General features: G+C 62.0%; 18 protein-coding genes. 6 read left to right on the top strand and 12 right to left on the bottom strand.

Annotation, left to right across the window (positions count from 1 at the left end; all coding sequences use genetic code 11):
* Genes QN222_RS18080 through traA form a run of 3 tightly spaced genes read right to left on the bottom strand, consistent with a single transcriptional unit; the run spans position 1 to position 5,028 of the window.
* Entirely contained in the window at positions 1-1,164 is a 1,164-nt protein-coding gene (locus tag QN222_RS18080) for a conjugal transfer protein TraB (protein ID WP_283965802.1), read from the bottom strand.
* Complete coding sequence (gene traF, locus QN222_RS18075; protein WP_283965801.1) at positions 1,154-1,720, bottom strand: conjugative transfer signal peptidase TraF; 567 nt, start codon at positions 1,718-1,720, stop codon at positions 1,154-1,156. The genes QN222_RS18080 and traF overlap by 11 nt, the downstream gene beginning before the upstream one ends.
* Entirely contained in the window at positions 1,717-5,028 is a 3,312-nt protein-coding gene (gene traA / locus QN222_RS18070) for a Ti-type conjugative transfer relaxase TraA (protein WP_283965805.1), read from the bottom strand. The genes traF and traA overlap by 4 nt, the downstream gene beginning before the upstream one ends.
* Positions 5,029-5,286: 258 nt before the next feature.
* On the opposite strand from traA, the gene traC reads away from it, so the two are divergent.
* The 3 genes from traC to traG are packed head-to-tail and all read left to right on the top strand — an operon-like array spanning position 5,287 to position 7,709.
* Positions 5,287-5,580, top strand: a complete 294-nt coding sequence (gene traC / locus QN222_RS18065) for a conjugal transfer protein TraC (protein ID WP_283966077.1) — start codon at positions 5,287-5,289, stop codon at positions 5,578-5,580.
* Between the two features lie 4 nt (positions 5,581-5,584).
* Positions 5,585-5,800, top strand: a complete 216-nt coding sequence (gene traD, locus QN222_RS18060; protein ID WP_283966076.1) for a type IV conjugative transfer system coupling protein TraD — start codon at positions 5,585-5,587, stop codon at positions 5,798-5,800.
* Positions 5,793-7,709: a Ti-type conjugative transfer system protein TraG gene (traG, locus tag QN222_RS18055; protein WP_284005520.1), complete on the top strand. Its 1,917-nt coding sequence runs from the start codon at positions 5,793-5,795 to the stop codon at positions 7,707-7,709. Before traD ends, traG begins: the two co-directional genes overlap by 8 nt.
* Positions 7,710-7,713: 4 nt before the next feature.
* On the opposite strand, the gene QN222_RS18050 is transcribed toward traG, so the two are convergent.
* Positions 7,714-7,941, bottom strand: a complete 228-nt coding sequence (locus tag QN222_RS18050; RefSeq protein WP_283068065.1) for a hypothetical protein — start codon at positions 7,939-7,941, stop codon at positions 7,714-7,716.
* Between the two features lie 260 nt (positions 7,942-8,201).
* Here QN222_RS18050 and QN222_RS18045 point away from each other — a divergent pair, with 260 nt between their 5' ends.
* Both QN222_RS18045 and QN222_RS18040 read left to right on the top strand, forming a co-directional pair.
* Positions 8,202-8,480, top strand: coding sequence for an HU family DNA-binding protein (locus QN222_RS18045; RefSeq protein WP_283965311.1), 279 nt, complete (start codon positions 8,202-8,204; stop codon positions 8,478-8,480).
* Positions 8,481-8,858: 378 nt separating this feature from the next.
* Entirely contained in the window at positions 8,859-9,152 is a 294-nt protein-coding gene (locus QN222_RS18040; protein WP_283965308.1) for a WGR domain-containing protein, read from the top strand.
* Between the two features lie 436 nt (positions 9,153-9,588).
* Here the strand turns inward: QN222_RS18040 and QN222_RS18035 are convergent, their stop codons facing one another.
* From QN222_RS18035 to QN222_RS18005, 7 genes are all read right to left on the bottom strand, one after another.
* Positions 9,589-9,753: a hypothetical protein gene (locus tag QN222_RS18035; protein WP_283965307.1), complete on the bottom strand. Its 165-nt coding sequence runs from the start codon at positions 9,751-9,753 to the stop codon at positions 9,589-9,591.
* A gap of 322 nt (positions 9,754-10,075) precedes the next feature.
* Complete coding sequence (locus QN222_RS18030) at positions 10,076-10,384, bottom strand: DUF736 domain-containing protein (protein ID WP_283965306.1); 309 nt, start codon at positions 10,382-10,384, stop codon at positions 10,076-10,078.
* Positions 10,385-11,013: 629 nt separating this feature from the next.
* The gene (locus QN222_RS18025; RefSeq protein ID WP_283965310.1) at positions 11,014-11,937 is read right to left on the bottom strand and encodes a zincin-like metallopeptidase domain-containing protein; all 924 of its coding nucleotides are present in this window, start codon (positions 11,935-11,937) and stop codon (positions 11,014-11,016) included.
* A 288-nt stretch (positions 11,938-12,225) separates the two neighbouring features.
* Complete coding sequence (locus QN222_RS18020; protein ID WP_283965305.1) at positions 12,226-12,813, bottom strand: hypothetical protein; 588 nt, start codon at positions 12,811-12,813, stop codon at positions 12,226-12,228.
* 838 nt (positions 12,814-13,651) lie between these two features.
* Entirely contained in the window at positions 13,652-14,536 is an 885-nt protein-coding gene (locus QN222_RS18015) for a hypothetical protein (RefSeq protein WP_283965304.1), read from the bottom strand.
* Positions 14,533-14,994 (bottom strand): hypothetical protein, encoded by a 462-nt coding sequence (locus tag QN222_RS18010; RefSeq protein WP_283965303.1) that lies wholly within the window; start codon positions 14,992-14,994, stop codon positions 14,533-14,535. Before QN222_RS18010 ends, QN222_RS18015 begins: the two co-directional genes overlap by 4 nt.
* Positions 14,995-15,086: 92 nt before the next feature.
* On the bottom strand, positions 15,087-16,859 hold the full coding sequence (locus tag QN222_RS18005; RefSeq protein WP_284005519.1) for a ParB/RepB/Spo0J family partition protein: 1,773 nt from the start codon (positions 16,857-16,859) through the stop codon (positions 15,087-15,089).
* A gap of 397 nt (positions 16,860-17,256) precedes the next feature.
* Between QN222_RS18005 and QN222_RS18000 the strand changes: the two genes are divergently transcribed.
* A complete protein-coding gene (locus QN222_RS18000) occupies positions 17,257-18,960 on the top strand; it encodes a phospholipase D-like domain-containing protein (RefSeq protein WP_283965301.1) in 1,704 nt (567 codons plus the stop codon).
* A gap of 267 nt (positions 18,961-19,227) precedes the next feature.
* Here QN222_RS18000 and QN222_RS17995 read toward each other — a convergent pair whose 3' ends face one another.
* On the bottom strand, positions 19,228-24,327 hold the full coding sequence (locus QN222_RS17995; RefSeq protein WP_284005518.1) for a helicase-related protein: 5,100 nt from the start codon (positions 24,325-24,327) through the stop codon (positions 19,228-19,230).
* Positions 24,328-24,421 lie beyond the last annotated feature (94 nt).

Below are 24,421 nucleotides of genomic sequence, written 5' to 3'. Positions count from 1 at the left end.
TCAGGTGTTGAAGGAAAGAACAAGCGGTTTTGCGAACAGCTTCGCCCATGCCGCGGTACTGGCGCGCTGGATGGCGACGATGGATGTTCCTTTGGTCCACCATCCGTTGCCGACCGCAACGATCAAGTCGGGATCGCCGAGCATCGATTGCAGCACCGGCCAGATGATCAGTTGCTCGTAGCAGATCAGCAGCGCGGCGCGGCCGGGGTCGAGAGCCACCACCGGATTTGCGAAGAAATGCGCGTTTGCACCGGCGCTGCCGCCGAAGAGCAGCCTCCAGGGCTGCCACATAGAGCCCGGAACCGGCATCCGTTCCCGGTAGAGAATCTGACTGCCCTCAAAGGAAATCGCGACGATGACATTGTCGTATCCGTCCGCGTCGACGATTGCCGCACCCGCGAGAACCGTTGCATCTTGTCCCGCCAGCGAACGGGTCCAGAGGCGCTCGATTGTCGGCGTCCAAAAGCCCAAAGCGATCTCGGGAAGGACAATGTATCGAACACCGTCCGTGGCTCGTTCGCTCACCGTTGCAATCAGATCACGGTGGCGCAGCATGCTGGTGTTCCGTCCGAGCGACGCACCTAACTCGAGATCGACGCCCCGCCATGCTTGCGGTAGCTTCGGCTCGGTCCAGAATGCGGCGGACCAGAGCCAAAAGCCTGTGAGGGCAATGGCGACAGCCGGCCATAGGCGGGAAACGAGGCCCGCGAGGCCGGCTGTCGTGGCAGCCAGTCCCCAGTATCCCCATGCCGGAAACAAGACGCCGGCGGCCGTGACGGGATGCCCCCAGCCGGTAATGCCGAAAGGGGGAATCGCCATCAGGACGGCCGCCAGCACATAGCGAGCCGGGCGATAGCCGGCGTCCTTCGCCCACAACAGCGCATGCATCGCAACAAAGCTTGCGGAGGCGGCGAACCATAGCAGCAGGCCGGGCCAGAGATCGGACGAATAGAAGGCTGCCACGCCTTGCGGCAGGCCGCGCGACGCTGACAGGAAGTATGCTGCAGACACGAGTGTTGCCGTGTGCCTCGTTCGCGCCAGCGACCAGAGAACGGGAAACCCGAGCGCCACTGGCAGAAGCAGTACGTGGCCGCTCCATGCTACCGTGCCGGCGCCAGCCGACGCGATGATGAGCAGGGTTGGCTGGAACCAATCACGGCGCATAGGTCAGCACCCCACGCGCCAGACCGAGAACGCCGGACGCCGGCACAGGCCCGAAGTAACGGGAGTCGAACGAGGCGGCGAAAGCCGAATGCAGATAGACCTGTCCGCGCGGTACCACGCCGCCCGAAAACGGTGTCAGCGGTCGACCCTTGCCGTCTTTCTCCGCCAGAGTGGACGTAGGAAGCATGCGCCCGTCGATCGTCACCGCGGCGGCGATCCCGATGCGCTGGCCGCCAACTGCGACGACCGTCTTGATGAGCGGTGCGACGCCGCCCGGGCAAAGGCCGGAGCGGAGATAGCCCCGCACTCTCGCCTCTCGCGTGCTGGCCGCGTCTGGAGGGCATATGAACACGAGGTCGCCGATATCAGCTGGACGGTCGAGCGGAACAATGCGCCAGAGACCCAGCGGTTCGCTCGGCGTGAGATTGATCCGATAGCCGCCCAGGAACCCAGTCAGTGCAACCAGTGCGATGGCAGCAGCAGAAATCGCTGGGGTGATGGCGGATTGCCTTCGCCGCGCGAACGCCCGCGCTCCTGTTCGAGTTGCAGCCGTCATTTGAGCGAGAGCCCCTGGCTCTTCGTTTGCCGCAGCGTTTCCGCCTGCTTCAATGCCTCGGTTGTGCGCTCATGTGCGGAAAGTTGCTGGACCGTCCGCATAGAGTTCCAGGCAGATTGCACTTCCGCCTTCTGCCGCGCCGACATGCCTGATGTCACGGACTGGAAGGGCCGACCGTTCGTGTCCTTGGCGGCAAGTGGCAGGAAGGTGCGTTCGCCGAAACGCTCCGACACGGCTCTCGCAAACCCTTCGAGTTCCGCTTTCACCATTTTGTCCGAGAGCGCGTATTCGAGGCCTGCCGGATGATCGTTGCGATCGATGGTGTCACGCACGCGTGCGAGTGTCTGCTTTGCCTCCGGCGATAGCGCCGGAATGTCGAGCGAGACCTTCAGACGCACGGCGCGCTCGTCAGCTACATATTTGCGTTCGGCCTCAGTCCGCTGACGCAGATAGCGCTCCAGGTTTCGGGCGAGCGCAGGCGCATTGGTAATGGCCCTGTCTCGACTCTGCTTGTCGGCGCGGCTCGCGAGGATCCCGGTTTTACCTTTCAGCGCACCGAAGCCTTCCGGTTCGGAACCGATCCTGGCGATGGTCGATGTCGCCGTGTCTTCTTCCTTCAGCATCGCGTCGACATTGACGGCCTTAAACGCCGCTTCCGGCTGAGCGTAGACGATGTGAAAGCGGCCCGAGACTTCCTCCCATTGCTTCTTCAGGGCGGGGTCGGCGGCCAGCCGGTCTTCGACTGCCTGTTTCAGCGATCTTGGGAACGTGGTGATGCCCGATATCATTGGTTTCGACTCCTTGATGGTGTGCGATTGAGAGGTCCTGACGGCAGCGGCGGAGAGACCAAGCTTGCCGGCAATCGCCGTCAGACGTGCGCCGAGTTCGGCGAGCTTCGCTTTCTGCCGGACGGTCCATTCAAGCCGATCGCGAACGATCGTGCGCGCAACGTTGACGAGGTGCAGGCCACGGGTCTCTGCGAAGCGAAGGGCTTGGCGGTAGAAGCGGCCGCCCGCATAATCTAGCGTCGTTTCCTTGGCGTTCCTCCGCGACAGGATCGGGATCAGGCCGCCCGCCTTCGCGAAGGATCGACGGCCGTAATAGAGGCCAAGGTCCTCGCGGTGGCGGGTCATGGCAACGTAGGTGAGATGGCGATCGAGCGAAAGCGACGCCAGCACCTTCACCCGGTCGACGGTGGCACCCTGGCTCTTATGGATCGTGGTGGCATAGCCATGATCGACATTGGCGTAGAAGCGTTGCTCGACCGTGACCTGGCGGTGGTGTTCGCCTTCTCCGACTTCCGCAACGATACGCCCGGGCGCTGCGTCAACGACCTTCGCCAGCATGCCGTTCTTGACACCGAGCGAACCCTCGTTCTTGAGGAACACGATCTGGTCGCCGGCTGCGAATTTCCGGTGTCCGTCGGCGGTCCGGAATGCACATCCCTCGGCGACAAGGCCACGTTCGACAAGCTTTGCGCGTGCCATCTCGTTGAGCATGCGGACGTCGCGACGCAGATGCGCCAGGATCAGCGATGTCTTGGCTGGATCGTAGTCGCGGCTCCAGTCGAGGATCAACTCCTGCACTGCATCTGCCTTGAGCTCGGCGCCATCGACGTGGCCCTGCGCGCGATAAGCTTCCACTGCTTTGCCGATATTGCCGCGGGCCAGGTGGAGCGAGGCGTCGCGCATCCACTGTTCGCGCTGGCGGTAGATGGTTTCGAGTTCCGCATAGCCGATCCGGTCGGCAATGGCCCGGAATGCAGCACCCGCTTCGATCGGCTGGAGCTGTTCGGGGTCGCCCACAAGAACGAGTTTGGCGCCGGCCTTGGCCGCCGCCTCGACAAACAGCGCCATCTGCCGCGACGACACCATGCCCGCTTCATCGAGGACGAACACTGTCTTGTCGTCCAGCTGATTGCGACCCTCGTTCCAGCGCAGCTCCCAAGATGACAGCGTTCGGGAGAGAATACCGGCTTCCTTGTCCAAGCCTTCGGCGGCCTTGCCGGCGAGCGCGCCGCCAACAACGCGGTATCCTGCGGTCTCCCAGGCTTCTCGTGCGGCCTTCATCATCGTCGTCTTGCCGGCGCCGGCACGCCCGATTACCGCGGCGATGCGCTCGCCGCCGGTAACGTGTGCGATCGCCGACTTCTGTTCGTCCGACAGGCGCGAGTGACGGGCAAACGTCGCTTTACGCACGGCATCGGCAACGCCCTGGGAGGATCGTTGAGACAACCAGATTGCCCGGTTGGCCATCTCCGCTTCGAGCCGGATGAGGTCCCGCGTCGTGTACTTGGCCGGCACTCGAACGCCGCTTGAAAATTCGATCCATTCGCGCTCGAGGCGGAGCGTGTCCGGACTCTGCAGGATCCTTGCCATCAGGCTTTGGAAGAGGCCTGCATCATCGATATAGCGGTGAAGGATCTTGGCGACGTCGCGTTCGTCGAAGACGCTTTTCTCTCTCGTTATCAGGTCGAGCACGATCTCAGGACGGCGTTGGATGCGGCGGGCGTTTTCGGCGCGACGCTCTTCCTGAAGCTCTAGCCGTTCTAGAGAAATGTCTCGGTCGGCCTCGGCCGACTTCCGCTCAATCGCTTTGGCGCCGACACCGAGGTGAATGGTCGGCGTGAGTTCGATTCCCTGCTTCTCAAATGATCGGCCGTCGACGCGGATGTCGAAGCCGGCGAGCGCAAGATGCCTGTTCTGGCAGGCGAACCAGCCATCGCGAAAGACATTGAAGTCGTTGAGACTTCCCGCCCACAGTTCGTAGACGATCTTGCCAACGTCGTTGCGCATCTGCTTGCCGTCCGGCCCGAGCAAGGCAACCTTCTTCGCGCCGAATCCGTCTTCGGTGAGCGGCCGGAGCGTCGTCAACAGATGCACATGCGGATTGCCCGGCGCGTCATGATAGACCCAGTCGGCCACCATGCCTTTCGAGCTGATCTGCAGTTCAACGAAGTCTCTGACGAGTGCGATATTCTGCTCGGTCGAAAGTTCAACCGGCAGCGCAATGGTCACATCCTTAGCAAGTTGCGCATCGACGCGTTTCTCGAACATTTCGACCCTGTTCCAGAAGGCTTCGGAGGCCCCAGAGACAGAGCGATCGGTAATCATCGTTCGCAGCCACTGTGGCGCATCGGCCGGGATAACGAACTCCTCGTGAAGCAGGCCCTGCTTGCGCGTGTAGTCGATCGTCCGCGCCTCCCGCTCGTAATCCATTTTGGCGCAATGCCGATAGGCCGCCGACAGGACGGCGCTGCGGCCGCAGCCGCGGGCGACGATGCTCACGGAGAAATGGGGGAGGGCCACGGCGTAATTCTTTCCTGTGACGAGCGAAATCAACATGTTCGACAGCGAGGTCGGCCCCGCCAGGCGCTCCCGAGAAGGAAGAACGTCGCGCCAGCGACGTATAATTGCGCCCTTGGAAGCCGCTCGTGTCGAGCGGCCGGGATGATCCACGAAAGCATCGCTCATGGCGATTGTAGGATTCACAGTAGTGCGTTCCGCACTGTCGTCCGGAAAACTGTGTGCGAAAGACAAGCTTTCGCACCCAAGGAGACAGTCGCAATGAAAAAGCCCTCCTCGAAGATCCGCGCCGAAATCGCGCAACTCCAGGAGCAGCTCAAGCTCGCCGAGACCCGCGAGGCTGAGCGCATCGGCCGCATCGCACTGAAGGCCGGACTTGGCGAGATCGAACTCGAAGAGACGGCGCTGCAGGCGGCGTTTGAGGATCTGGCGAAACGATTTCGCGGAGGTGGGACCCGTTCGATCGGAGGGAGGAGGGCAGGCGCTGGCGAGAGCAACCCGCCATCCACGCAGAACGCGTCTGGCGCGGCTCAAGGCGGGACTGGCGAGGCTTGAGCGCATGCGAAGAACCACGATGTCCGACGCCCGCAAGAAGGATACGCGCGAGAAGATCGAACTAGGCGGCCTGATCGTCAAGGCAGGGCTGCACTATGAGAAGCGGGCGCTGCTGCTCGGGCTTCTAATCGATGCCGCCCAACGTCTGAAGGACGACGAGCACGAGCGCTTACGGCTCATCGCGATCGGTGCAGGGGCTTTTGGTGAGAGCGATGACTAGAAGCATGCTGTTTCTCGCGCCCTGCGCTTTGATGATCCTTACGGCCATCAATACCGGGATCGAACTTTGGCTGTCCGCCTTCGGAAAGTCGGAAGCTGCGCGGCAGACGCTCGGCCGAGCCGGTATCGCTCTGCCCTATATCGTCGCGTCGCTGGTCGGCATGGTCCTCCTGTTTGCGAGCGCCGGCTCGGTGAGGATCCGGACGGCAGGATGGGGTGTTGTCGCCGGAGCGATAGTGACGCTCCTGATTGCAACTCTACGTGAAGCAACAAGGCTCTCCGCATTCGCCGAAAAGATCCCGGAAGGCAGGTCGATCTTCAACTATCTCGATCCCGCGACAACGATTGGGGCCGCCGCCGCACTTCTGTCGGCACTGTTCGGCTTGCGAGTGGCGATCGCTGGCAACGCAGCCTTCGCAAAAGCCGAGCTGAAACGCGTCCGCGGCAAGCGGGCGCTGCACGGCGAGGCCGACTGGATGAGATTGGCGCAATCGGAACAGCTATTTCCCGAGAGCGGCGGCATCGTCATCGGCGAGCGCTACCGCGTCGACAAGGACAGTATCGCGGCGCAATCGTTTCGCACCGATAGCGCCGAGACATGGGGCGCCGGCGGCATGTCGCCGCTCCTTTGCTTCGACGGCTCCTTCGGCTCCTCGCACGGCATTGTCTTTGCCGGCTCCGGCGGCTTCAAGACGACGTCGGTCACAATCCCGACGGCACTCAAATGGGGTGGCGCGCTTGTCGTCCTCGATCCATCCAACGAGGTCGCGCCGATGGTGTCCAAACACCGTGGCGACGCTAACCGCGACGTCTTCGTCCTTGATCCGAAGAGCTCGGAGATCGGCTTCAACGCGCTCGACTGGATCGGCCGTTTCGGCGGAACGAAGGAAGAGGATATCGCCTCCGTTGCATCGTGGATCATCAGCGACAGCGGCGGCGCGCGTGGCGTGCGCGACGACTTCTTCCGCGCCTCGGCTCTGCAGTTGCTGACAGCACTCATCGCTGATGTTTGCCTCTCCGGTCACACCGGAGAGCCCGAGCAGACGCTGCGCCAGGTGCGCAAGAATCTCTCCGAGCCGGAACCCAAGCTGCGCGAACGCCTCCAGTCAATCTACCACAATTCGAACTCGGACTTCGTGAAGGAAAACGTTGCAGTCTTCGTGAACATGACCCCCGAAACCTTCTCGGGCGTCTACGCCAATGCGGTGAAGGAAACACACTGGCTTTCCTACCCGAACTACGCCGCACTGGTTTCTGGAACGACGTTCACGACAAGCGATATCGCTAAAGGAAACACAGACGTTTTCATCAACATCGACCTCAAGACGTTGGAGACACATTCCGGCTTGGCGCGCGTCGTCATCGGCGCGTTCCTGAACGCAATCTACAACCGCAATGGCGAGATGGAGGGCAGGGCGCTCTTCCTCCTCGATGAGGTGGCGCGTCTCGGTTACATGCGGATCCTGGAGACCGCCCGCGATGCCGGCCGCAAGTACGGGATCACGCTCACCATGATCTACCAGTCGATCGGTCAGCTCCGCGAGACGTATGGCGGCCGCGACGCCGCTAGCAAATGGTTCGAGAGCGCAAGCTGGATCTCCTTTGCCGCGATCAACGATCCTGAAACGGCTGATTATATTTCGAGGCGCTGCGGCATGACCACGGTCGAGATCGATCAGGTCAGCCGCAGTTTCCAGTCGAAAGGTTCGTCACGAACACGCTCGAAGCAACTTGCGGCCAGACCGCTGATCCAGCCGCATGAGGTACTGCGGATGCGCGCCGACGAACAAATCGTCTTCACAGCGGGAAACGCGCCGCTCCGGTGCGGGCGTGCGATTTGGTTTCGGCGTGAGGACATGAAGGCGTGCGTTAAGCCAGCGTTATTTCGGGAAAGGGCCGAGAAGCGGTGAAGTCTTAAGTCGCGTCCGCGGGAGCTTCCTGCAGCAGGCCATCATAGACTTCGAGCAACGCATTTGTGATCGCCTGACCCAAAGCGTTGCCGGCAGCACGGACATCATCCTCCGTGCCGTCACGCGCCGCCTTGGCAAGGTCGAAGCCTTGCTCGCCGACAATTTGCTTGGCAACTTCAATCGCCCAGAGACCAAAGTCGCCACGGCTTCCGATTTGGACCGTCTCTTCCATCATGAACCTTCGAATGTCTTTCACGCGCCATACATGCTTGCGGGGATAAATACCAGTGCGTGAGCCTCGCCGCACGCCTCGTGCCGCTGCTTCAAGGAAGTCCCGAAACGCGTGTGGGGTAGCGACAGCTGCCGGAAAAACCGTTGCCGGTCAGCAAGCTGTGGAAAATGAATACGATTGTGCGGATCGCGCCCCCGCCGAGCCGTGACAATGGACGGATCCGGTGGAAAAGTTTACGCGGACATAACGAGGGCTCAATCATGACCACCACCAATGAAATCGCCGACAAGATCGCCACCGACTACGGTCTGACGAAGTCGCAGAGCAAGACCATAGTCGAGGCTGTTTTCGCGGCGGTTGCTGCTGCAGCAACGTCGGGCGCCGAGACTTCAATCCCCCAGTTTGGGAAGTTCAAGGTCAAGGAAACGCCGGAGCGCGATGCGCGTAATCCCGCAACCGGCGCGACGATCAAGGTGGCTGCCGCGAAGAAGTTGACATTTCAGCCGGCAAAGGCGCTCAAGGACGCGATGAACAAGTAATCTGCGCCGGTGAGGGAAACGGCACGGCTTTACCAAAAACCAAACAGGGTCGCCTCCGTGTCGCAAGGAGGCGGCCGACATCGGTCGGGAATCGTTACCGAGCAGAGTATTTGGTAAAAGTCTCACATCAGGCCTGGCGAACGTCTCTGAGGCCGAGCCGGGAACGGCTCGGCTCACGATCAGGTCGACTCTCTTGATGATGCGCTGCATCTGCTGGCACTTGGCGAAAAGCTAGGCGATTCTGCAACGGGAGTCATGGGAAGGAACTTCACGACCGGCCAGACAGATGACGGCCAGAACTTGATCCAGGCGCCACTGTTCCGGCACCAACATATCACCGTTGTGAATCGATCACTGGCGACCGATTCATAAGTGTCATTGGACGCTGACGGGAAAATCTCCGATTCTGTCGGTATGATCGCTCAGCCCTATCAGCTCTACGTCGAACGAACGGACGACTCGAAGAACATGGCCCGTTATTATGCCATGTCGATTGAGCCGACTTTGTTCGGCGATGCCTGTTTAACGCGGCGGTGGGGGCGCATCGGTGCCTCGGGTCAGCAAATGATCCATCATTTCGACCGGGAAGAAGATGCGGTGCAGCTGTTTCTCGATCTACTCAGACAGAAACGAAAGCGCGGCTATCGTCCGCCGGCGTTCGTGACCACATAAAAGGGGCCCGCCGAAGCGGTCTCACGCCTCATTGGCGCTGGTCCAGTCGGTTTCGAATGACACCTCGATCTTCACGAAGAATCGGATCTTGATCGCGAGCTTTCGCTTGCGGAAGAAATGACGGAGCACTCGGCGGACGGCGCGGGGCCGATGCCCGGTTGCCGAGCAATTGAGCGAGCTGTCGCATAGCGAATCTCCCTTCGAATTGCGGTCGTCGCGAGGATAGTTGTCGGAACGGAAATGAGGGACGCACCTTCATGGCCGGAAGGGGCGGAGGACCTGCGGGCGACGGAATTTTGGAGCGAGAGGAGCCGTTCAAACGGCGGGAAAATTTCAGGCGGCGGCAGGTTGCGTCGTGACGAACAGGCTGCGACATCCCCGATGCAGATGACGGCCAGTCGAGGGGAGAACGGGCGCGTGTTGGCGACATGCCGCCTCAGAAAGGCGGCTCGGCCTCGATCCCGCCCGCCTGTTCGGCAAGCGTCACGATCAGTTCGGCCTGGGCGAGTTGGAGCTCGGCCTCGATCTGCCGACGCTCGGTGGGATCGCAAACAGTCTTCAGTTCGCGGCGCAGCTCTTCGATGTGCTGTTCGATCGTCATCATCATCTCCTTGACGTTTGAGAAAGATGGCAGCCGACGGCGGGAGGACATGACGGGATCAGGGAGCGCGGAAGCGACCGGCAGAGCCGGCGAGAGGGGGTGCCGATTTTGTCGAAGCGGAGGAGACCGGAGCGGAGGCGAAATTGGGGGAACCGCTCGTCCTTGAGGCCAGCATTTCCTCCCGGCACAATAGTCTCATCTGAGCAGACATTCTCCGGTTCCGGATCTCGCCGAAAAAGCCCGGCGACAGGCTCGATGCCTGCTGCCGGCTTGCCTTTTGCGGCTAGTTGGCCCCGCCTGGGCGGCGGGGCCTGTTCGGGTCTCAATCCCGGTTGGGGCGGGACCAGATCAGCTGGTAGCCGTCCTCGCCCTCGACCTCGGTGAGCGTTGCGTAGATCGGAGCGGGGAAGCTCGGGTCGTCGAGCTTGACTGAGAGGTAGTCGCGGTCCTGCTCGGAGCGCTTCTGCCAGGCCGCACCGAGCTCGACATTGCCGGCGTAGATGCGGAAGTGCGGGCCCTTGTCGGAAGGGTTGTCGATGCGGGCGATGCGGGCCTTGACGTTGAGGGCGAGCGTGCGGATTGAGCCGTTGAAGCCGGCTTCGGAGGTGGTGAAGGTGCCGATGGTTGCCATTGTCGTATTCCTTTCGCTGTTTCGGGCCGCGCCCATCGCGGCCTCGATGGCTGTCGCAAGGATCGGGGACGATCGGACCGCACCCGAAGGGCCGGAATGAAATGGAGGGCGGCCAGGAGAAACTTTGTTGTTCCGCGAGGAATGAGCGCACGGCGCTCAGGGGAAGAAAGTTTCGGGGGCCGTTGCGGGAAACCGGTCGAGGCGAAGCCGGTCTTCGATCAGACACGCCTCATCGAGCCCGCGAAGGACGTGGCCTGGCAGTGGTCAAAGGAAAACTGGCGATGGCCGCCGTTGGAGGCTCTCGCGCCGAAAGTTCGCGACGTCGGTCCGCTGCCCTGACCAAATGTCAAAAAAGAAGGCGTCCTAGAACAGCTGAGCACACGGCGTTTCGCTCTCTCCATTCATCGCGCTATCGTCGTGCCTGCGATTCGTCGCCTGGAGGAACTATGTGTCGGCGGACAAAGCCGTTTATCGTTAAAATCAAGCCGTCCCGGAAGCTCAAACCAGCCGACCGGAAGATCTCGATCTAGGGCAAACTGGACCTCACAGCTGATCCCAACGCGCTCACCGTGAGAAAGCCGACAGAGTCGTCGGGCGCTGACGAAGACAACGACCGACGCTGAACAGCCTTACGCGGCAAGCCGGTCGTCGGCGCGTTCGGGCTGTAGGGCATGCAGGAAGCTCACGGCCCGTTGCGCATGGGCAGCCGCCTGGAAAATCGCCTTTCTGTCGTCTGACAGGACCTTGAGCCAGGAGCCAAGGTAAGAGGCGTGATCGGGACGCGGTTCGAGTTCCGGAGCAATGCCAAGATCGGCGCACAGGAAGCAGCTGCCGAGTTCGGCGATCAACTCCTCTCGCGCCCGCTCCGTCTTGTCCTTGGCATAGCGGCTCAGATCACGGCCTATGCGATGCGCCGGCGCCGTCCAATGCGTGGCCTCATGGCTCAAAGTCGCATAGTAGCTTGCCGCGTCCTTGAAGCTCTCGAACACCGGCATCTGAATGAGATCGGCAGCAGGCGCAAAGAAGGCCTGGTTTCCGCCATGGCGGATCACCGCGCCAGTGTTACGGAAGAAGCGATCTGCGTGCTCGAGGCGCTCGACCGGATCCAGCACCGGCGCCGGCCGCTGATGATATTGCGCGGGAAGACCGTCGATTTGGTCAACGTTGAACACGCTGTACGCCTTCAGGAAAGGGATCTCCCGCTCGACCTCGCCGTCATTTCCGTCGGTTTCGGATTTGGTCAACCGGCTGGCAAAGACAACCGTCGCGCCCCTCTCTTCCTTGCGGACGGCCGCTCCCAGTTCGAGCGCCTGCTTAAACGTCATCCACTTGGATGACGTATACCCCCGTGCCATGCCTTCCGACCAGAGAAGCAGCACGTTGACGCCCGAATACGGCTGATCGTTATAACGCAATGGCCGGGTGATGCGGCCCGTCGTGTTCGCGGCGTTCCATGGCTTCATCCAAGGTCGCACCCCCTTCGTCAGGTCCTCGACGATTCTGTCGGTGATGCGGTTGTAAAGATCGACCCGCTGTTTCTCTTTATTGCCCATGTTTAAGCCTCCGTTTTGGGGCCGCGCCCGTCGCGGCCCGTTGCGGAGGGATGAAGCAGGAGGCGGCCAGTCGGCGGATGCACCGGAACGGCCGTAACGGAGTGGAGGACGGCGCAGCCGTTGCATCTGCCGGCGACTCCTGCAGGTCCGACGAACGGGACGGGTCGCGCCGGCGCGCCATCGTTTTCCCGTTCGCCGCGAAGGCGATACGCAAACAGGCCGGCTCTGCCATGGAACCGGCCGTTCTCGCGTTCATCTAAAAAGCGGGCCGGAGCCCGCCGGAGGAACCTAGTCGAAGGCCGACATCTGCGCTTCGGCGGCCTTGCGGTTGAGCGAATTGCCCGGCTGTTCGACCGGCCGCTCGAAGGGCTTCCAGGTCTCGCCGATCACCTGGGCATAGGCGGTGACGGCGCCTTCGGCCGCCATTCTGAGGGAATGGGCCTGCACGCCCATGTCTGCGGCGAATTCGCGCTTGCGCTGGGCGGCGCTATCATAGCCGACGGGACCGTCGAGGTCCTCGTCGCGGGCATCGTTGGCGGCCTTGGCCGTGGCGTCGCGCGCCTCGGTGACGGCGCGGCTGTAGAACTGGCCGGCGCCGTGGGCGGAGCCGATGAAGGCGCCGACGATCCGCTGCAGGTGGATCTGCATGGCTTTCTCACCAAGTCCCTCGCCAAGCGCATCGGCGGTCTCGATGACGAGGCGTTCGTGCAGTTGCCGGATGCCGTCACTGTCGATGACGGCGGTTCCAAAACTCTCGGCGATCTTTAGAGCCTGGGCGGCGTCGGGGCAGGTCAGCCGGACCATCTCGATGGTGGCGCCCTTGCGCAGTTGCACGGCACGCGCGGATTGGCGAGAGGAGGTAGCAGGCTTGGCCATGGTCGCGTTTCCTTTCGAGGTTGTCCGAAGCGGCTCCGGCCTCATGCCGGCTTGCCCTTCGGTGCGGTCACCCAGAACCGGCGGAAGACGGGCGCTTCAGGGTCCGGCCACACCAGGACGAGCGGAGCCGGTTTGCGTGCAGAGGGCAGCCTGCCCTCGCCAAAGTACGCGAGCCTGCTGCGTGAAGGGCGGTGGGGTCCGGCCGCACGGCGGCGCGCGAGCGGCCTTGAAGCGGACGACTGCCGGTTCAGACCGCAGCAAAAACCGAAGGGCGAACCGGCGCGGGAAGAGAATGGAGAGCTTGAATGGACAACAGGCATTGCCGCCTGTCTCCGCATTCCGGCCCGCTCACGCTCCGCGCCTGGCTTGGCTGGCTTGGGCAACCGCCAGGATTGTAGCCAGATAGGACCGTGCGAGTTGCAGACCCCTAAAAGGCCGTCATCGTGGGGCGGCCCGCCGATTCAGGCGTTGCTGCGGTTTCCAGCGCGCCCATACCTGACGGCATGCACCTGAAGCGTCGCTTCCTGTTCGGCCGTCTGAGACGGCAGTGTTTCGCGAGCACGACGGGCTGCGCGCCTTTAGCCTGGCATCCGGCTGTGCTTCGCTGAGCTATAAATCGCCTGAGTTCCGTCACACCGGCGTTGAGGTAGTCTTCGCCTTCGACGTGATGGAACTGCCGCCAGGATGCGGTTCACTAGGCCTTCGATGCGCCGATACCGACTGTCCGCTAAGTCTCCGATGGAGCTCATGGCCCCAGGCCTCCCAGACGCGCCGGAACTGGTTAGCTTTCGAAACGCCGCATCCATGCGGGTGAGCTGGCGGCCTTCGGAATTGGACATCACGCCGCCCTCCCACGCCAACAGGCGAAGCTGGAAGGACCGTCATAGGAGGCATGCTTCGCCTCATCGATGACGAAGCCGAACCGGCCAACCGCATAATCGTCACTCGGCACCAGAAAGCGGCGCGCTTCCGCTCGCTCGCTGCGGTTGCCGCCGATCGTGGCGATCACCTCGGTCATGCCAGGGCGATGGTCCGAACGCAGCGCAGCGGTGACGATCCAGTCCCCGGCATGCTCCTGTGCGAACACTCGGCGATCCTTCTCGTAAGATTCGCCGGGTGCGAGTGACCTATCGGAGATCATTTCCCAGGCTTCCGGCCAGCTGTCACGGATCGTGTTGTCGGCGCACTTCCGCTCGTAGGTCGTGAACAGATGCCGAAAGGTCAGGGCAACGATTGCCCATGCGGCATCTTCCTCGTACCAACCGCTGTCTGCCCTGAGCATTGGATGCACCTTGGCATTGCGCGCGGCGGAAAGCTTGAAGCCGCCATGACCCGCCGTCGTGTGGGAGACAATCCCGTCGGCGTAGACGGTGGCGCCCTGCGAAGAGCCCCACGGCGTGCTGCAGTTCAATCGGACCGTCTGGCGCCCAAGTGTGCCAAGTTCCCGCCGGTGTTCAGCCTGTTCGGTCATGCGGTCCCGGAAAGCCGCTTCGCCATCGATAGAGCCATGATGGGCATAGAAATCATCGCGTTTCAGCCCGGCAAGGGAGCGTGACACGCGCCAGGCGCTAGCGAGGAAATATCGGCCATCACGGGCCGGAACCATGGCGAAGACGAGATCGCCGACACGCGCGACAGCCATGCCGTCGGCGCTTCGGCCGAACTCCAACCCAGAAGCGTCAGGGGTGGAGAGCTGAGAGGATTGTAAACGGGGCGTGTTCATGCCGCAGTCCTCCCCTCGACGTGACCGGCGGCAATCTCGTCGGCGGTCACCTCCTCGATAACGGCATTGGGATAACCATGCCGGGTGAGCCATTCCTCGGCCGCCTGCCGATTAGCTGCCAGGTGGACGAGTTCAGCGTTGGCGCCGGCGCGATCGAAGACGCGGAACGATCCGAGGGCGGGACGTTCGATCACCTTGAACGTCAGCTCGCTTTCGAGCGAAAACGTCCGGTGGATGCGGATGGCTATGATGCCATCTGCGCCGAAATCGCCCTCGTGAAGCGTGAAGGACGGCGACAGGCCGGTATTGCCTTCCTTGCGGATCAACCGGCCCTTGCTGTTGCGGGTCTTCCAGGCGGCGAGCTTCTTCTTGAACCGCTCTGCCGGTCGCGGGGTGCCATCCAACCAGGCAATAATGGATCCGATCGGGGCGAGATCATAGATCAGAGACGCGGACATCGCGCATCCTCCTTCAAATTTTGCGGGGTGGTGAAAACAAAACCGCCACCGAGGCGACCGGCGGCGGAGATAAAGTGGAGAAGAGGGTGCGGTTATTCCGCCGCAATCCCGTAGGCGGTTTCTTCCTCGTCGGAGGCATTATCAGTCGCCGAACCGGCGTCAGGATCGTCGTTTCCCAGATCAGGCGTATCGATGCTGCCGGCGTCGGTGCTCTCGGGCTGCGCACCTTCGCTGCTATCGCGGGCGGCATCATCGGCGGATGCATCTTCCTCCTCGAGCTCATCGGCGTGCTTCACGAGATCGGCGACATCCTTCGGGTCCGGCGCAAACAGTGCGGCGGGAAGAACGAAGGTAGCATCGGCCGCGAAGTGGTCGACCAGCGCCGCCCGGGTTTCTCGAACCCGCGGCCGGGGCATGAGATTGGCCGCCTTCGCGGCATCCTCCAGCGCCTGACGCGACAGGCACAGCAGGAAGTCTTCTGTTCCCATGTTCGGCAGGTAGCCGTCCGCACCGATCGCCTCACCGGCAATGCGCGAGACCACGCCGCTGTTCGACATGCCACGCCGGCATGAGAGCACATCGATGAGGACAGCGCGGGCCGAGACGCGCACATTATCCATGTCGAACGACAGCCTGCCGTCTGCTGAATACAGGCGCGCGACATGACGCTGGAATCGTTTCGGCCCGAACACGGTATCATTGGCGCCGGAATCGACCCGAACATTCGTGCCCGCGAAGGCCATCACCAGCAGCGCCATCAGCATGTCGTCCTCGATCGGCGCGCGGGCCAGCGCCTCGTGCAGCGCATCGGTGCGGAAATCACCGATCATGTCCTGGCCCTTCTGCGTGACGTCGGGTCGCGTCTTCCCTGCGGCAATCGTATCGTTATCGGCTTCAGTCGAAGCGTGACCGGCCGAACCGGATCGCTCGTCGGGTTCCCCCGGCTCCGGCATCCGGTAGTGCACGCTCTGCACCTTGCCGTCGCGATCGAGGTACATCGCGGTGCAATCGCCCGCGGCCGGCTTGCCGTAGACTTGGCTTGCCTTCTTCGGCAGTTCCGGCTGGCCCCAATTGTTGACCTCGACGATCGCGCCCTTCTTCGGAAGGTTGCTGCTCATCCATTCCTGCTGCGCGCCGAGAAAGGCTTCGACATTGGTGGTGTAACGATTGTCCTGGTCGGCCGGGCCGAAGAGATCTTCCGCCCACTCGATGCCGTAGGCCTTGCGGAGATCGTCGCCAAAACTCGCATCGCGTGCATACATGCGGGTTTTCGAGAGGCCGTTGGCGATCTGCCACCAAGCCGCCGTGTCGCCCTTCTTCGGCTTGTGGGCTTTCCAAACCTCTTTCTGCTCGTCGGGCGAGGCGGCCGCGATCGTCCTCAGCTGCTGTTCGTTCGGCATATCGCCCTTCGCCATCTGGTCGAGCATGGCCGGCAGGACGTTTGCGAGCAGACGAAGCTTTCGGATCTGGCGGACGGGGAGGGCAAGCGCCACGGCGATCGCCTCCTCGGTCCACCCGAGCGCGACCAGCCGCTCGATGCCCCTCCATTGATCGACGGGATTGAGCGGCTCGCGAGCGATGTTCTCGATCATCGAGCGCATGGCGCCATGGTCGTTGGCCGCCTCCACGACGATCACGTCGATTTCCTCAAGACCGGCGGCGATCGCCATACGGGTGCGCCGGTGACCGGCTTCGATGATATAACCGTTGCCGCCGGCTTCAGGGAAAATGACCGGCGGCTGGATTACGCCGACGGCCTTGATCGTCGCCAAAAGCAGGGCGTCGGCCTGCGGCGTCGACTTCGACTGGCGCGTGTTGTCGGGATTGCCCGTCAGCGCACGCGGATCGACCTTCATCAGTTGCATGGGTTGCTCCTTCTCGGGGATTGGACACGGCCCTCTGCCTGTCCTTCTCGCGTCTTCATTCTTTCCGAAGACACCAACCGCAGCGCCGAGCGGGCTGCCGGATGCAACTGCGGCGGAGCATCGCTGCCGCGATGGATGAGCGGGGCTGACAGCCCTGCGAAGGACGAGTGGCCGGGACTGCGAGCGGCGCGGTTGAGCTTCAGCGGCACCCGGCTGAACGCTCTGCGACGGGTTTCACTTTTCCCCGCTTCTTCTTCTCTCCTCGATGAATTTTCTTTCTTCAAATCCGCTTCGAAGTAATGCACTGTCACACGCGTACAACTATTCCTTGCCTATACAATGATGTGACGATGGTGCGTGCGATCCGGCTTGAGGGTCGAACAAGGGGAGGGATGTGATGTCAGAAATCGCATTGAAGGTATTTTCGAATGCCGACGATGTTCACCTGGTGTGGTCACATCAGGAAGACATCGCTGGGTGCCTTGGCTTCGCAATCCAGTGCAAGCGAGGCGATGGGGAGCCGAAACTCCTGTCCAATCGCGTCGGATTTGAAGACGATGTCGAACTCGACCCGCATGGAGAACGCTACAGGTCGCGCCCGTCCGACATATGGCCGTTTCAGCGCTACGACTGGACCGATCATGCCGCCGATCTCGGAGACGTTATATCTTACCGCGTCATCGCGCGGGTCGTCGGAACTGATGGAAAGTTGACGGACGGACCGGCAAGCGACTGGTCGCCAACACTGCGGCTGACGGCCGATTGCGGCGACGGGGTCAGCGTCCATTTCAATCGAGGCTTTGTCCTTTCCCAGTTCATGGCGCGCTACATGAAGGAGAAGGGAATTACCCTTCAGGAGCTGAAGGAAAAAGCGGTCATCCTCAGCGATGAAGTGGACCGGAGCGTTCGGAATTTTCTTGGCGGGACGCTCCGCGAAACCGTCCTTGCAATGATGAGCGAGGTGGAGCGCACGCCCCGGCTCGAACTGCACGCGGCGCTTTATGAACTGAGCGATGAGGAACTGCTCGATGGCCTCGTCGCGATCGGCGAGCGCGCCCATATCGTCCTTGCGAACGGGAGCGTCAAGCAGGATGGCGACGACGAAAACGCCGACGCTCGCGCGCGTTTGAACGGTGCGGGCTGCGTCATACACGACCGCTTCCTGGCGCCGAACGGCCTTGCGCACAACAAGTTCGTCGTCATCGGCGAGCGGGAGGGTGGCTTGTTTCATGCCGCAAAGGTATGGACCGGCAGTTTCAACTGGACGCCGACTGGCCTCTGCACGCAGTTGAACAACGGCATCCTTATTGAGAATGTTGAGCTCGCTCAGCGGTTCGAGGCGCAGTTCGAGCTCCTCAAAGGCGCCGGCAACGGGTTCACAGACGAGCTGTTGAACTCCAACAACAGTCCGAAGCGCGACATTGCTCTCGGTGCAGCCAAGGTCGACAGCTGGTTTTCCAAGCTCAGCAGAGAGATCGATATCAAGGAACTGATCGAACTCGTGAAGGGCGCGCGTCAGGGCGTGTTCTTCGTCATGTTCCAGCCGGGCAACGAACCTGTGCGCACTCTCCTTCGCATGCAGAGCGAGAAGCATCTCTATGTTCGCGGGGTGGCGACGCAATTGACGAGCAACGGGCTCGAAGACTTCAAGCTGTTGAAGCAGGTACCCGAGCAATTCTTCCTCGATACCGCCCAGGCAACGGGCGTGGACATGTCCGTCGGCCGTTGGGCGGTCGAAGGAACCGCGAACGAGTTCAGGAACAGCATCGGCCATGCGATCACGCACTCCAAGATGCTGGTGATCGACCCGTTCAGCGACGATCCCATCGTGGTCACGGGATCGCACAACTTTTCGAAGTCTGCGAGCCGCAACAACGACGAGAACTTTATCGTGATCCGCGGTCACAGGGAGATCGCGATGCACTACGCGATCAATGCGGTGCAGACCTACAACCATTATCGCTGGCGGGCTTATCTGGAAGAAGCCGAACGGGAAGACAGGGATCCGTTTCAATATCTGTCGCGCGATCCCAAGTGGCAGCGCCGACGTACCACTGGCGAGACGAAGCGAATGCTGGCCTTCTGGCGTCCTGACGCTTGAGGCTACGTCTGGAAGAGGGAGGGCGACCGGAATAAAAAAATGGGCCAGCGGAAACCGCGGCCCATGAGGTGTGAAGGTCAATAAAACCTCCAGAGGGGAACAGCTGTTGCGGCGGCACCGGGAGGAGAAGCCGCCATGTGCATCAGCTGTGTGCAGTATGGACGTTTTTTGATCAGGCGGTAAACATTTATTGTGCAATGCAGCTATGCGCATGCTGCGCTGCTTCTAAAGCCATGTCGCGGACCCATGTCAGGAATTGGCGGTGCCTTAAGCCACTTCTGATGCGCCTGCCGTTTCCTCGCGTGCCGCGGCCGCCAGTGCCTCGTCGATGCCCCGAAGCCGCCTGCGCTTCGCGGTGAGTTCTTCCGCAAAGGCAAAAGCGCCGACCAGGCGCGAGCGATAGGAGGCAAGACGCCGGTGGCCGTCTTGCAATCGGTGGCGATGCCGTTCCTGTTCCTCGTCAAAACTGTCGAGCGCGTGCTCGAGACGGGAGACGGCGCCGAGCGGCGTCACTGTTACCGCCAGATTGATCTCGTAGTCCGCACCGGTGCGTTGAAGCAGAGTCGTGTAGCGATATCCGTCGCCCTTGCCGAACCGCTCACCGGAATAGACGAGATCGAATCCGCCGAGCGCGGCGATGACGACCTCGCCCTCCTGCTGGAGTTGAACGAGAGTCAGGATCTCCTTCATCAGCGCGCGTCCGGCAAGCTTGCGCTCGTCGTAAGCCTTGCCCATGATCGTCATGACGAAGGCATCGCCAGCCGTCCGAATGAGACGCTCGATGTCCCTGCCGATCTCGGCGATGCGCCGGATCGAAATCTCTATGTCGCGTTCGGCATCGCGGATCTGCCGACGCACCGCATACTGGTCGTCGTCATGGGCGGCACGCAGCCGTTCGAGGCGGGCGATGTCGGCCTCGAGTCCCGCCTTCTGCATCAGCCGTTCGTCGCCGCTCGCAATCGCCTTGGCCATGGCGAACTGGTTTGCGGCCCCTTCGCCGAGGTCTTCGAGCCTGCGGATCGAAGTATCACCGGAAAGCGCCGCGGCAATGAAGCGGGCCTTGCGTTCGTTATTCTGCCACATCGAGGTGTCGAGCGAACCCTGGGTGGCGTATGCGAAGATATCGACCTCGTCATGCTGGTTTCCTTGGCGGATGATGCGGCCCTCCCGCTGTTCGATCTGCGACGGCAGCCAGGGGACGTCGAGATGATGCAGCGCCTTGAGACGGAGTTGGGCATTGACACCAGTTCCCATCGTATCCGACGAGCCGATTAGGAAGCGGATCTTGCCGGCGCGAACGTCGGCGAACAGACGCTGCTTCGCCTCGGTCTTCTTGTAGTCCTGCATGAAGGCGATTTCGGACGCCGGGACGCCCATGCGGATGAGCTCGTCGCGGATCCAGCGGTAGGCCGAAAAACCTCTGGTCTTCTCCACATTGATGGTGCCGAGATCGGAAAAGATCATTTGCGCCGCACCGGGCAGATCGAACGGCTTGCCGTCCGGTCGGAGGTAGGTACTTTGCGCGGTCTCCTGCCAGATACGATGTGCGTTCTGGACCAGCAGGTTGAGCTTGTTGTTCGGCTCATTGTCATTGGCTGGATCGACCAAGCGCAGGTCGATGGCGGCATGGCGCCCGTCGGTGATGACCGAGAGCAGGATATCGTCGCCGGGATGCGCAGGTCCCTCGCGCATCTCGATCGCCTTGATGCGGGTGTCGAGGATCGTCTGGTAGTTCTTGAAGGCTTGCGTCGGCTTGGCGGTCAGGATCTGCCGCCGGCCTGTCGAGATATCAGGTACTTTAACGTATTCTCGGAGATCCCCAGGCATCACCACGTCCGCGAAACTGCGGAACATGGCGATCAGCTCTGGCACGTTGACGAATGACTCAAAACGGCTGACCGGCTTGTATTTGCCGGACGGCTGGATTTCGAGCTCAGTCGCGGTGTCGCCGAAGGTCGACGCCCAGGCGTCGAATTCGTGCAGGCCGCGTTCTGCCAGTGCGGCGTGGCCAAGCAGGCGTTGAACCGAAAACATCTCGCCTAGCGTATTCGTGATCGGCGTGCCGGAGGCGAGAACCAAAGCACGGCCGGGGTTCTTCGTCTCGATGAAGCGAGACTTGACGTAAAGATCCCAGGCACGCTGCGATCCGTTCGGATCGATGCCTTTCAAGGTCGACATGTTGGTGGCGAAGGAAAGCTTGCGGAATTCCTGCGCCTCGTCGACGATAATCTGGTCGATGCCGATCTCCGAGATGGTCAGCAGATCGTCCTTGCGGGTCGCTAGGGCCTCAAGCCGTTCCTTCAGGCCCTCCTTCAGCCGCTCGAGCCGTTTGCGCGAGACCCGATCGTCACTGTCGACCTTGGTGAGAAGATCCTGGTAGAGTTCCAGTTCATCCTGGATCATCTGTTGCTCGAAACTCGAAGGCACGGCGATGAATTGAAAAGCGGAGTGCGTGATGATGATCGCGTCCCACGTCGCCGTCGCCGCACGCGACAGAAAACGAGCGCGCTTGGCTAAGGAGAAATTCGTCTCGTCGGCGACGAGAATTCGGGCGTTCGGATAAAGCGCCAGAAATTCGCGGGCCGCCTGCGCAAGGCAATGGCCCGGTACGACCAGCATTGCCTTGGCGATCAGTCCGAGCCGGCGCTGCTCCATGATCGCCGCTGTCATCGTCAATGTCTTGCCGGCGCCGACGGCGTGGGCGAGGTAGGTGGAGCCGGACGAGATGATCCGCCAGATGCCGCGTTTCTGATGCCCATAAAGAACAAAGGCGCCGGAGGCGCCGGGCAGCTTGAGGTGCGAGCCGTCGAAACGCCTGGGCGCTATATTGTTGAAGCGATCGTTATAGACCCGCGCCAGCCGGTCGGTACGATCAGGGTCGGTCCAGACCCAGTTCTGGAAGGCCACCTTGATCTTCTGCAGCTTGTCGCGCGCCGCTTCGGTGTCGACGGCGTTGAGAACCCGCCGCTCGCCGTCGGCATCCTTCAACACGTCGAAGATCTGCGGCACGCGGCTGTTCAGCGCATCGGCCAGCAACTCGCCGGCGTGCCGGCGATCGGTGCCCCATTCGGATGTGCCGGCTGCCGTCCTTCCGAGTTGCCGCGCCGCGACGGTCCATGAGCCGAGTTCCGGCATGTGATGGATCCTGATCTCGGCACCCATCGTTTCGTGCACGAATTGGACGATGTCGGTCGCCGGTATCCAGGGTGCGCCAAGCCGTGCGGTGATATCCGACGGGCGTAGATCGGCGGGCTGCACGGCCCGAAGTGCACGGACATTGCGCTCATAAGCGGGATCGAGCTCCGCCGCGGTCTTCGCGGTGGCGAGTTTCGTGCGCACGGCGCCGGAGAGATAGGCGTCCGAGGTCTGCCAGGAGCCGTCGGCTGGATCGCGAAAGATCGTGTCGCCAAGCTCGCCGCGAACGGCATCGGTGTCGCGATGCAGGAGTTCGGCGATATGCTCGAGATCGACGCGGCCGCGCTCGTTGAGCACCACGGCGAGCGCATCGGCGGCGTTGGTGATCACAGGCGGCGCGGGGGGCGCGATTACGCGCTCGGAGAAGATCGGGCCTGGCCTTGCCGTATCGGTTTCGAGATCGTAGTCCTCGATCGAGGCGACCAGCCAGCAATCCGGATCGTCAAGAAAGGGTGCAAGGTTTGGGCGACGATGGATCTCGCGGATCTCGCCAGTCTCCTCGGTCTCGCTGATCGACACCGTCGTATGATTGATCGCTCCAAAGTCGCGCACGAAACTCGACCAGGCGATACGCAGCCGCACCTGCAGGTCGCGCCAGGGTCGGTCCATCTCCTGCGCTTTCAGCACCTCGCGCATGGCGTTGCGGATTGGGATCAGTTTCTTGATGATGCGAACATGTTTTTCCGGGATTCCGTCGGTGCCGCGGCCCTTGCGCACCGTGATCGCCACAGGCGCCCCGTCGACGATCTGCATGAGACCGTGCCTGTTGTCGATGAAGAAGCTGCCTTCGCGCACCCGCGTGCTCTGAGGTTCCAGGTCGACGATTTCGGACAGCTCGCCTTCGAGATCGACGTCGATTTCGCCGGGCTCGCCGTCATAGATACCCACGGGAAGCAATTGAATGGCGGCATTCAAAGCCACAGTGAGGTCCTCGCCGCAGCACGGCAGGCACGTGTAGCTCTCACCGAACTGCCCGACAGTGAACGCATGGGTGCCGAGCACGAAATCCGGATGGCGTGCAAACCAGCGGTTCACGCGGATCGGCCCTTTCCGTTCGGTCGTAGCGCGGACTTCCTCCAGATCGAGCCAGGCGAGATCGCGTGTCGGTTCGCCAGCCTTGCGCTTGCGGAAGAACAGGATGTCGACCACAACGTCGGTACCCGCATCTCGCCGGAAACTGCCTTCAGGTAGACGGATGGCGGCGATTAGGTCGGCGGATGTGGCAATATGCTCTCGGCACCTGCTGTCGGCCTTGTCGAGTGTACCGGCGCTGGTGACGAAGGCAGCCAGTGCGCCAGGTTTCAAAACATCAATCGACCGCGCGATGAAGTAATCGTGCAGTCGTAGACCAAGCGAGCGGTACTGCCGGTCGGAACGAACCGTCCGATCGGAAAAGGGCGGATTGCCGATCACCAGATCGTAGATCGCGTTAAGGTCGGTGCATGCGAGATCTGCGTTGATGATGCGCGCTTTCGGCTGAAGCAGCCGGACGATACGCGCCGTGACTGGATCGAGTTCAATGCCGGTGACGTAGCTCACGTCGCGATAGCGCTTTGGCATCAGCGCCGGAAACAGGCCCGTCCCGATCCCCGGTTCCAGCACGCGGCCGCCGCGCCATCCGAGCCGCTGCAGGCCTGCCCAGATCGCCCGGATCACGAATTCGGGCGTGAAGTGGGCATATTGGGTGCAGCGCGCCAGCGAAGCATAATCGGTCTCGCTGACCCCCGTTTCCAGCGAACCGGCGAGCTCGTCCCAGCCGTCCCGGAAATCGGTCTCGCCGGGACGGCGGAACATGCCGTTCGCGAGTTCGGATGCTCCGAAACCGGCAAAGCGGATCAGCTTTGCCTGCTCCTCGGGTGTGGCGGGGCGATTCCGCTTTTCGATTTCGCTGGCCGTCAGGATGGCGGCGACATTCATTCGCGCGCGCTCCTTCCAGGTCGCGGCGAGACAACGGTCGCCATCGTCGAGATAGAAATTGGCGCGATGGCCCTGCCTGCGCCGCGTTGAATGCTTGGCCGCAGCGAGCGGCTGCGCCGGGGCAGGGGCGGGGGGTGTGGGGTCGGGATCGTCGTCGTTAGCGGCGAAACCGCCAAACGCGGTAACTCCGAACCCAAGACCCGACGACAGCGCGCAGCCGCCGAACATATCAAGGGTGAAGGGATCATTGCTCATCGAAAGGCTCCTTGGTCAGGGGGCGAGCGTCGTCGTCCTGTCGCAAGGGACAGCCGATCGGACGCGTAGGGGTGGAAAGGGCAGCCATCTATGG

Origin of the sequence: Sinorhizobium sp. 6-70, from assembly GCF_030124375.1 — a bacterium.
Classification (GTDB): domain Bacteria; phylum Pseudomonadota; class Alphaproteobacteria; order Rhizobiales; family Rhizobiaceae; genus Sinorhizobium.
Note: the sequence above shows the minus strand (reverse complement) of the source record. Positions and strands in the feature narration are given on the sequence as shown.

Excerpts from the sequence above, each read along its gene's own strand:
- QN222_RS18080 (WP_283965802.1), bottom strand. The coding sequence starts at position 1,164 with ATGCGCCGTGATTGGTTCCAGCCAACCCTGCTCATCATCGCGTCGGCT.
- traF (WP_283965801.1), bottom strand. The coding sequence starts at position 1,720 with ATGACGGCTGCAACTCGAACAGGAGCGCGGGCGTTCGCGCGGCGAAGG.
- traC (WP_283966077.1), top strand. The coding sequence starts at position 5,287 with ATGAAAAAGCCCTCCTCGAAGATCCGCGCCGAAATCGCGCAACTCCAG.
- traD (WP_283966076.1), top strand. The coding sequence starts at position 5,585 with ATGCGAAGAACCACGATGTCCGACGCCCGCAAGAAGGATACGCGCGAG.
- traG (WP_284005520.1), top strand. The coding sequence starts at position 5,793 with ATGACTAGAAGCATGCTGTTTCTCGCGCCCTGCGCTTTGATGATCCTT.
- QN222_RS18050 (WP_283068065.1), bottom strand. The coding sequence starts at position 7,941 with ATGGAAGAGACGGTCCAAATCGGAAGCCGTGGCGACTTTGGTCTCTGG.
- QN222_RS18045 (WP_283965311.1), top strand. The coding sequence starts at position 8,202 with ATGACCACCACCAATGAAATCGCCGACAAGATCGCCACCGACTACGGT.
- QN222_RS18035 (WP_283965307.1), bottom strand. The coding sequence starts at position 9,753 with ATGACGATCGAACAGCACATCGAAGAGCTGCGCCGCGAACTGAAGACT.
- QN222_RS18030 (WP_283965306.1), bottom strand. The coding sequence starts at position 10,384 with ATGGCAACCATCGGCACCTTCACCACCTCCGAAGCCGGCTTCAACGGC.
- QN222_RS18025 (WP_283965310.1), bottom strand. The coding sequence starts at position 11,937 with ATGGGCAATAAAGAGAAACAGCGGGTCGATCTTTACAACCGCATCACC.
- QN222_RS18020 (WP_283965305.1), bottom strand. The coding sequence starts at position 12,813 with ATGGCCAAGCCTGCTACCTCCTCTCGCCAATCCGCGCGTGCCGTGCAA.
- QN222_RS18015 (WP_283965304.1), bottom strand. The coding sequence starts at position 14,536 with ATGAACACGCCCCGTTTACAATCCTCTCAGCTCTCCACCCCTGACGCT.
- QN222_RS18010 (WP_283965303.1), bottom strand. The coding sequence starts at position 14,994 with ATGTCCGCGTCTCTGATCTATGATCTCGCCCCGATCGGATCCATTATT.
- QN222_RS18005 (WP_284005519.1), bottom strand. The coding sequence starts at position 16,859 with ATGCAACTGATGAAGGTCGATCCGCGTGCGCTGACGGGCAATCCCGAC.
- QN222_RS18000 (WP_283965301.1), top strand. The coding sequence starts at position 17,257 with ATGTCAGAAATCGCATTGAAGGTATTTTCGAATGCCGACGATGTTCAC.
- QN222_RS17995 (WP_284005518.1), bottom strand. The coding sequence starts at position 24,327 with ATGAGCAATGATCCCTTCACCCTTGATATGTTCGGCGGCTGCGCGCTG.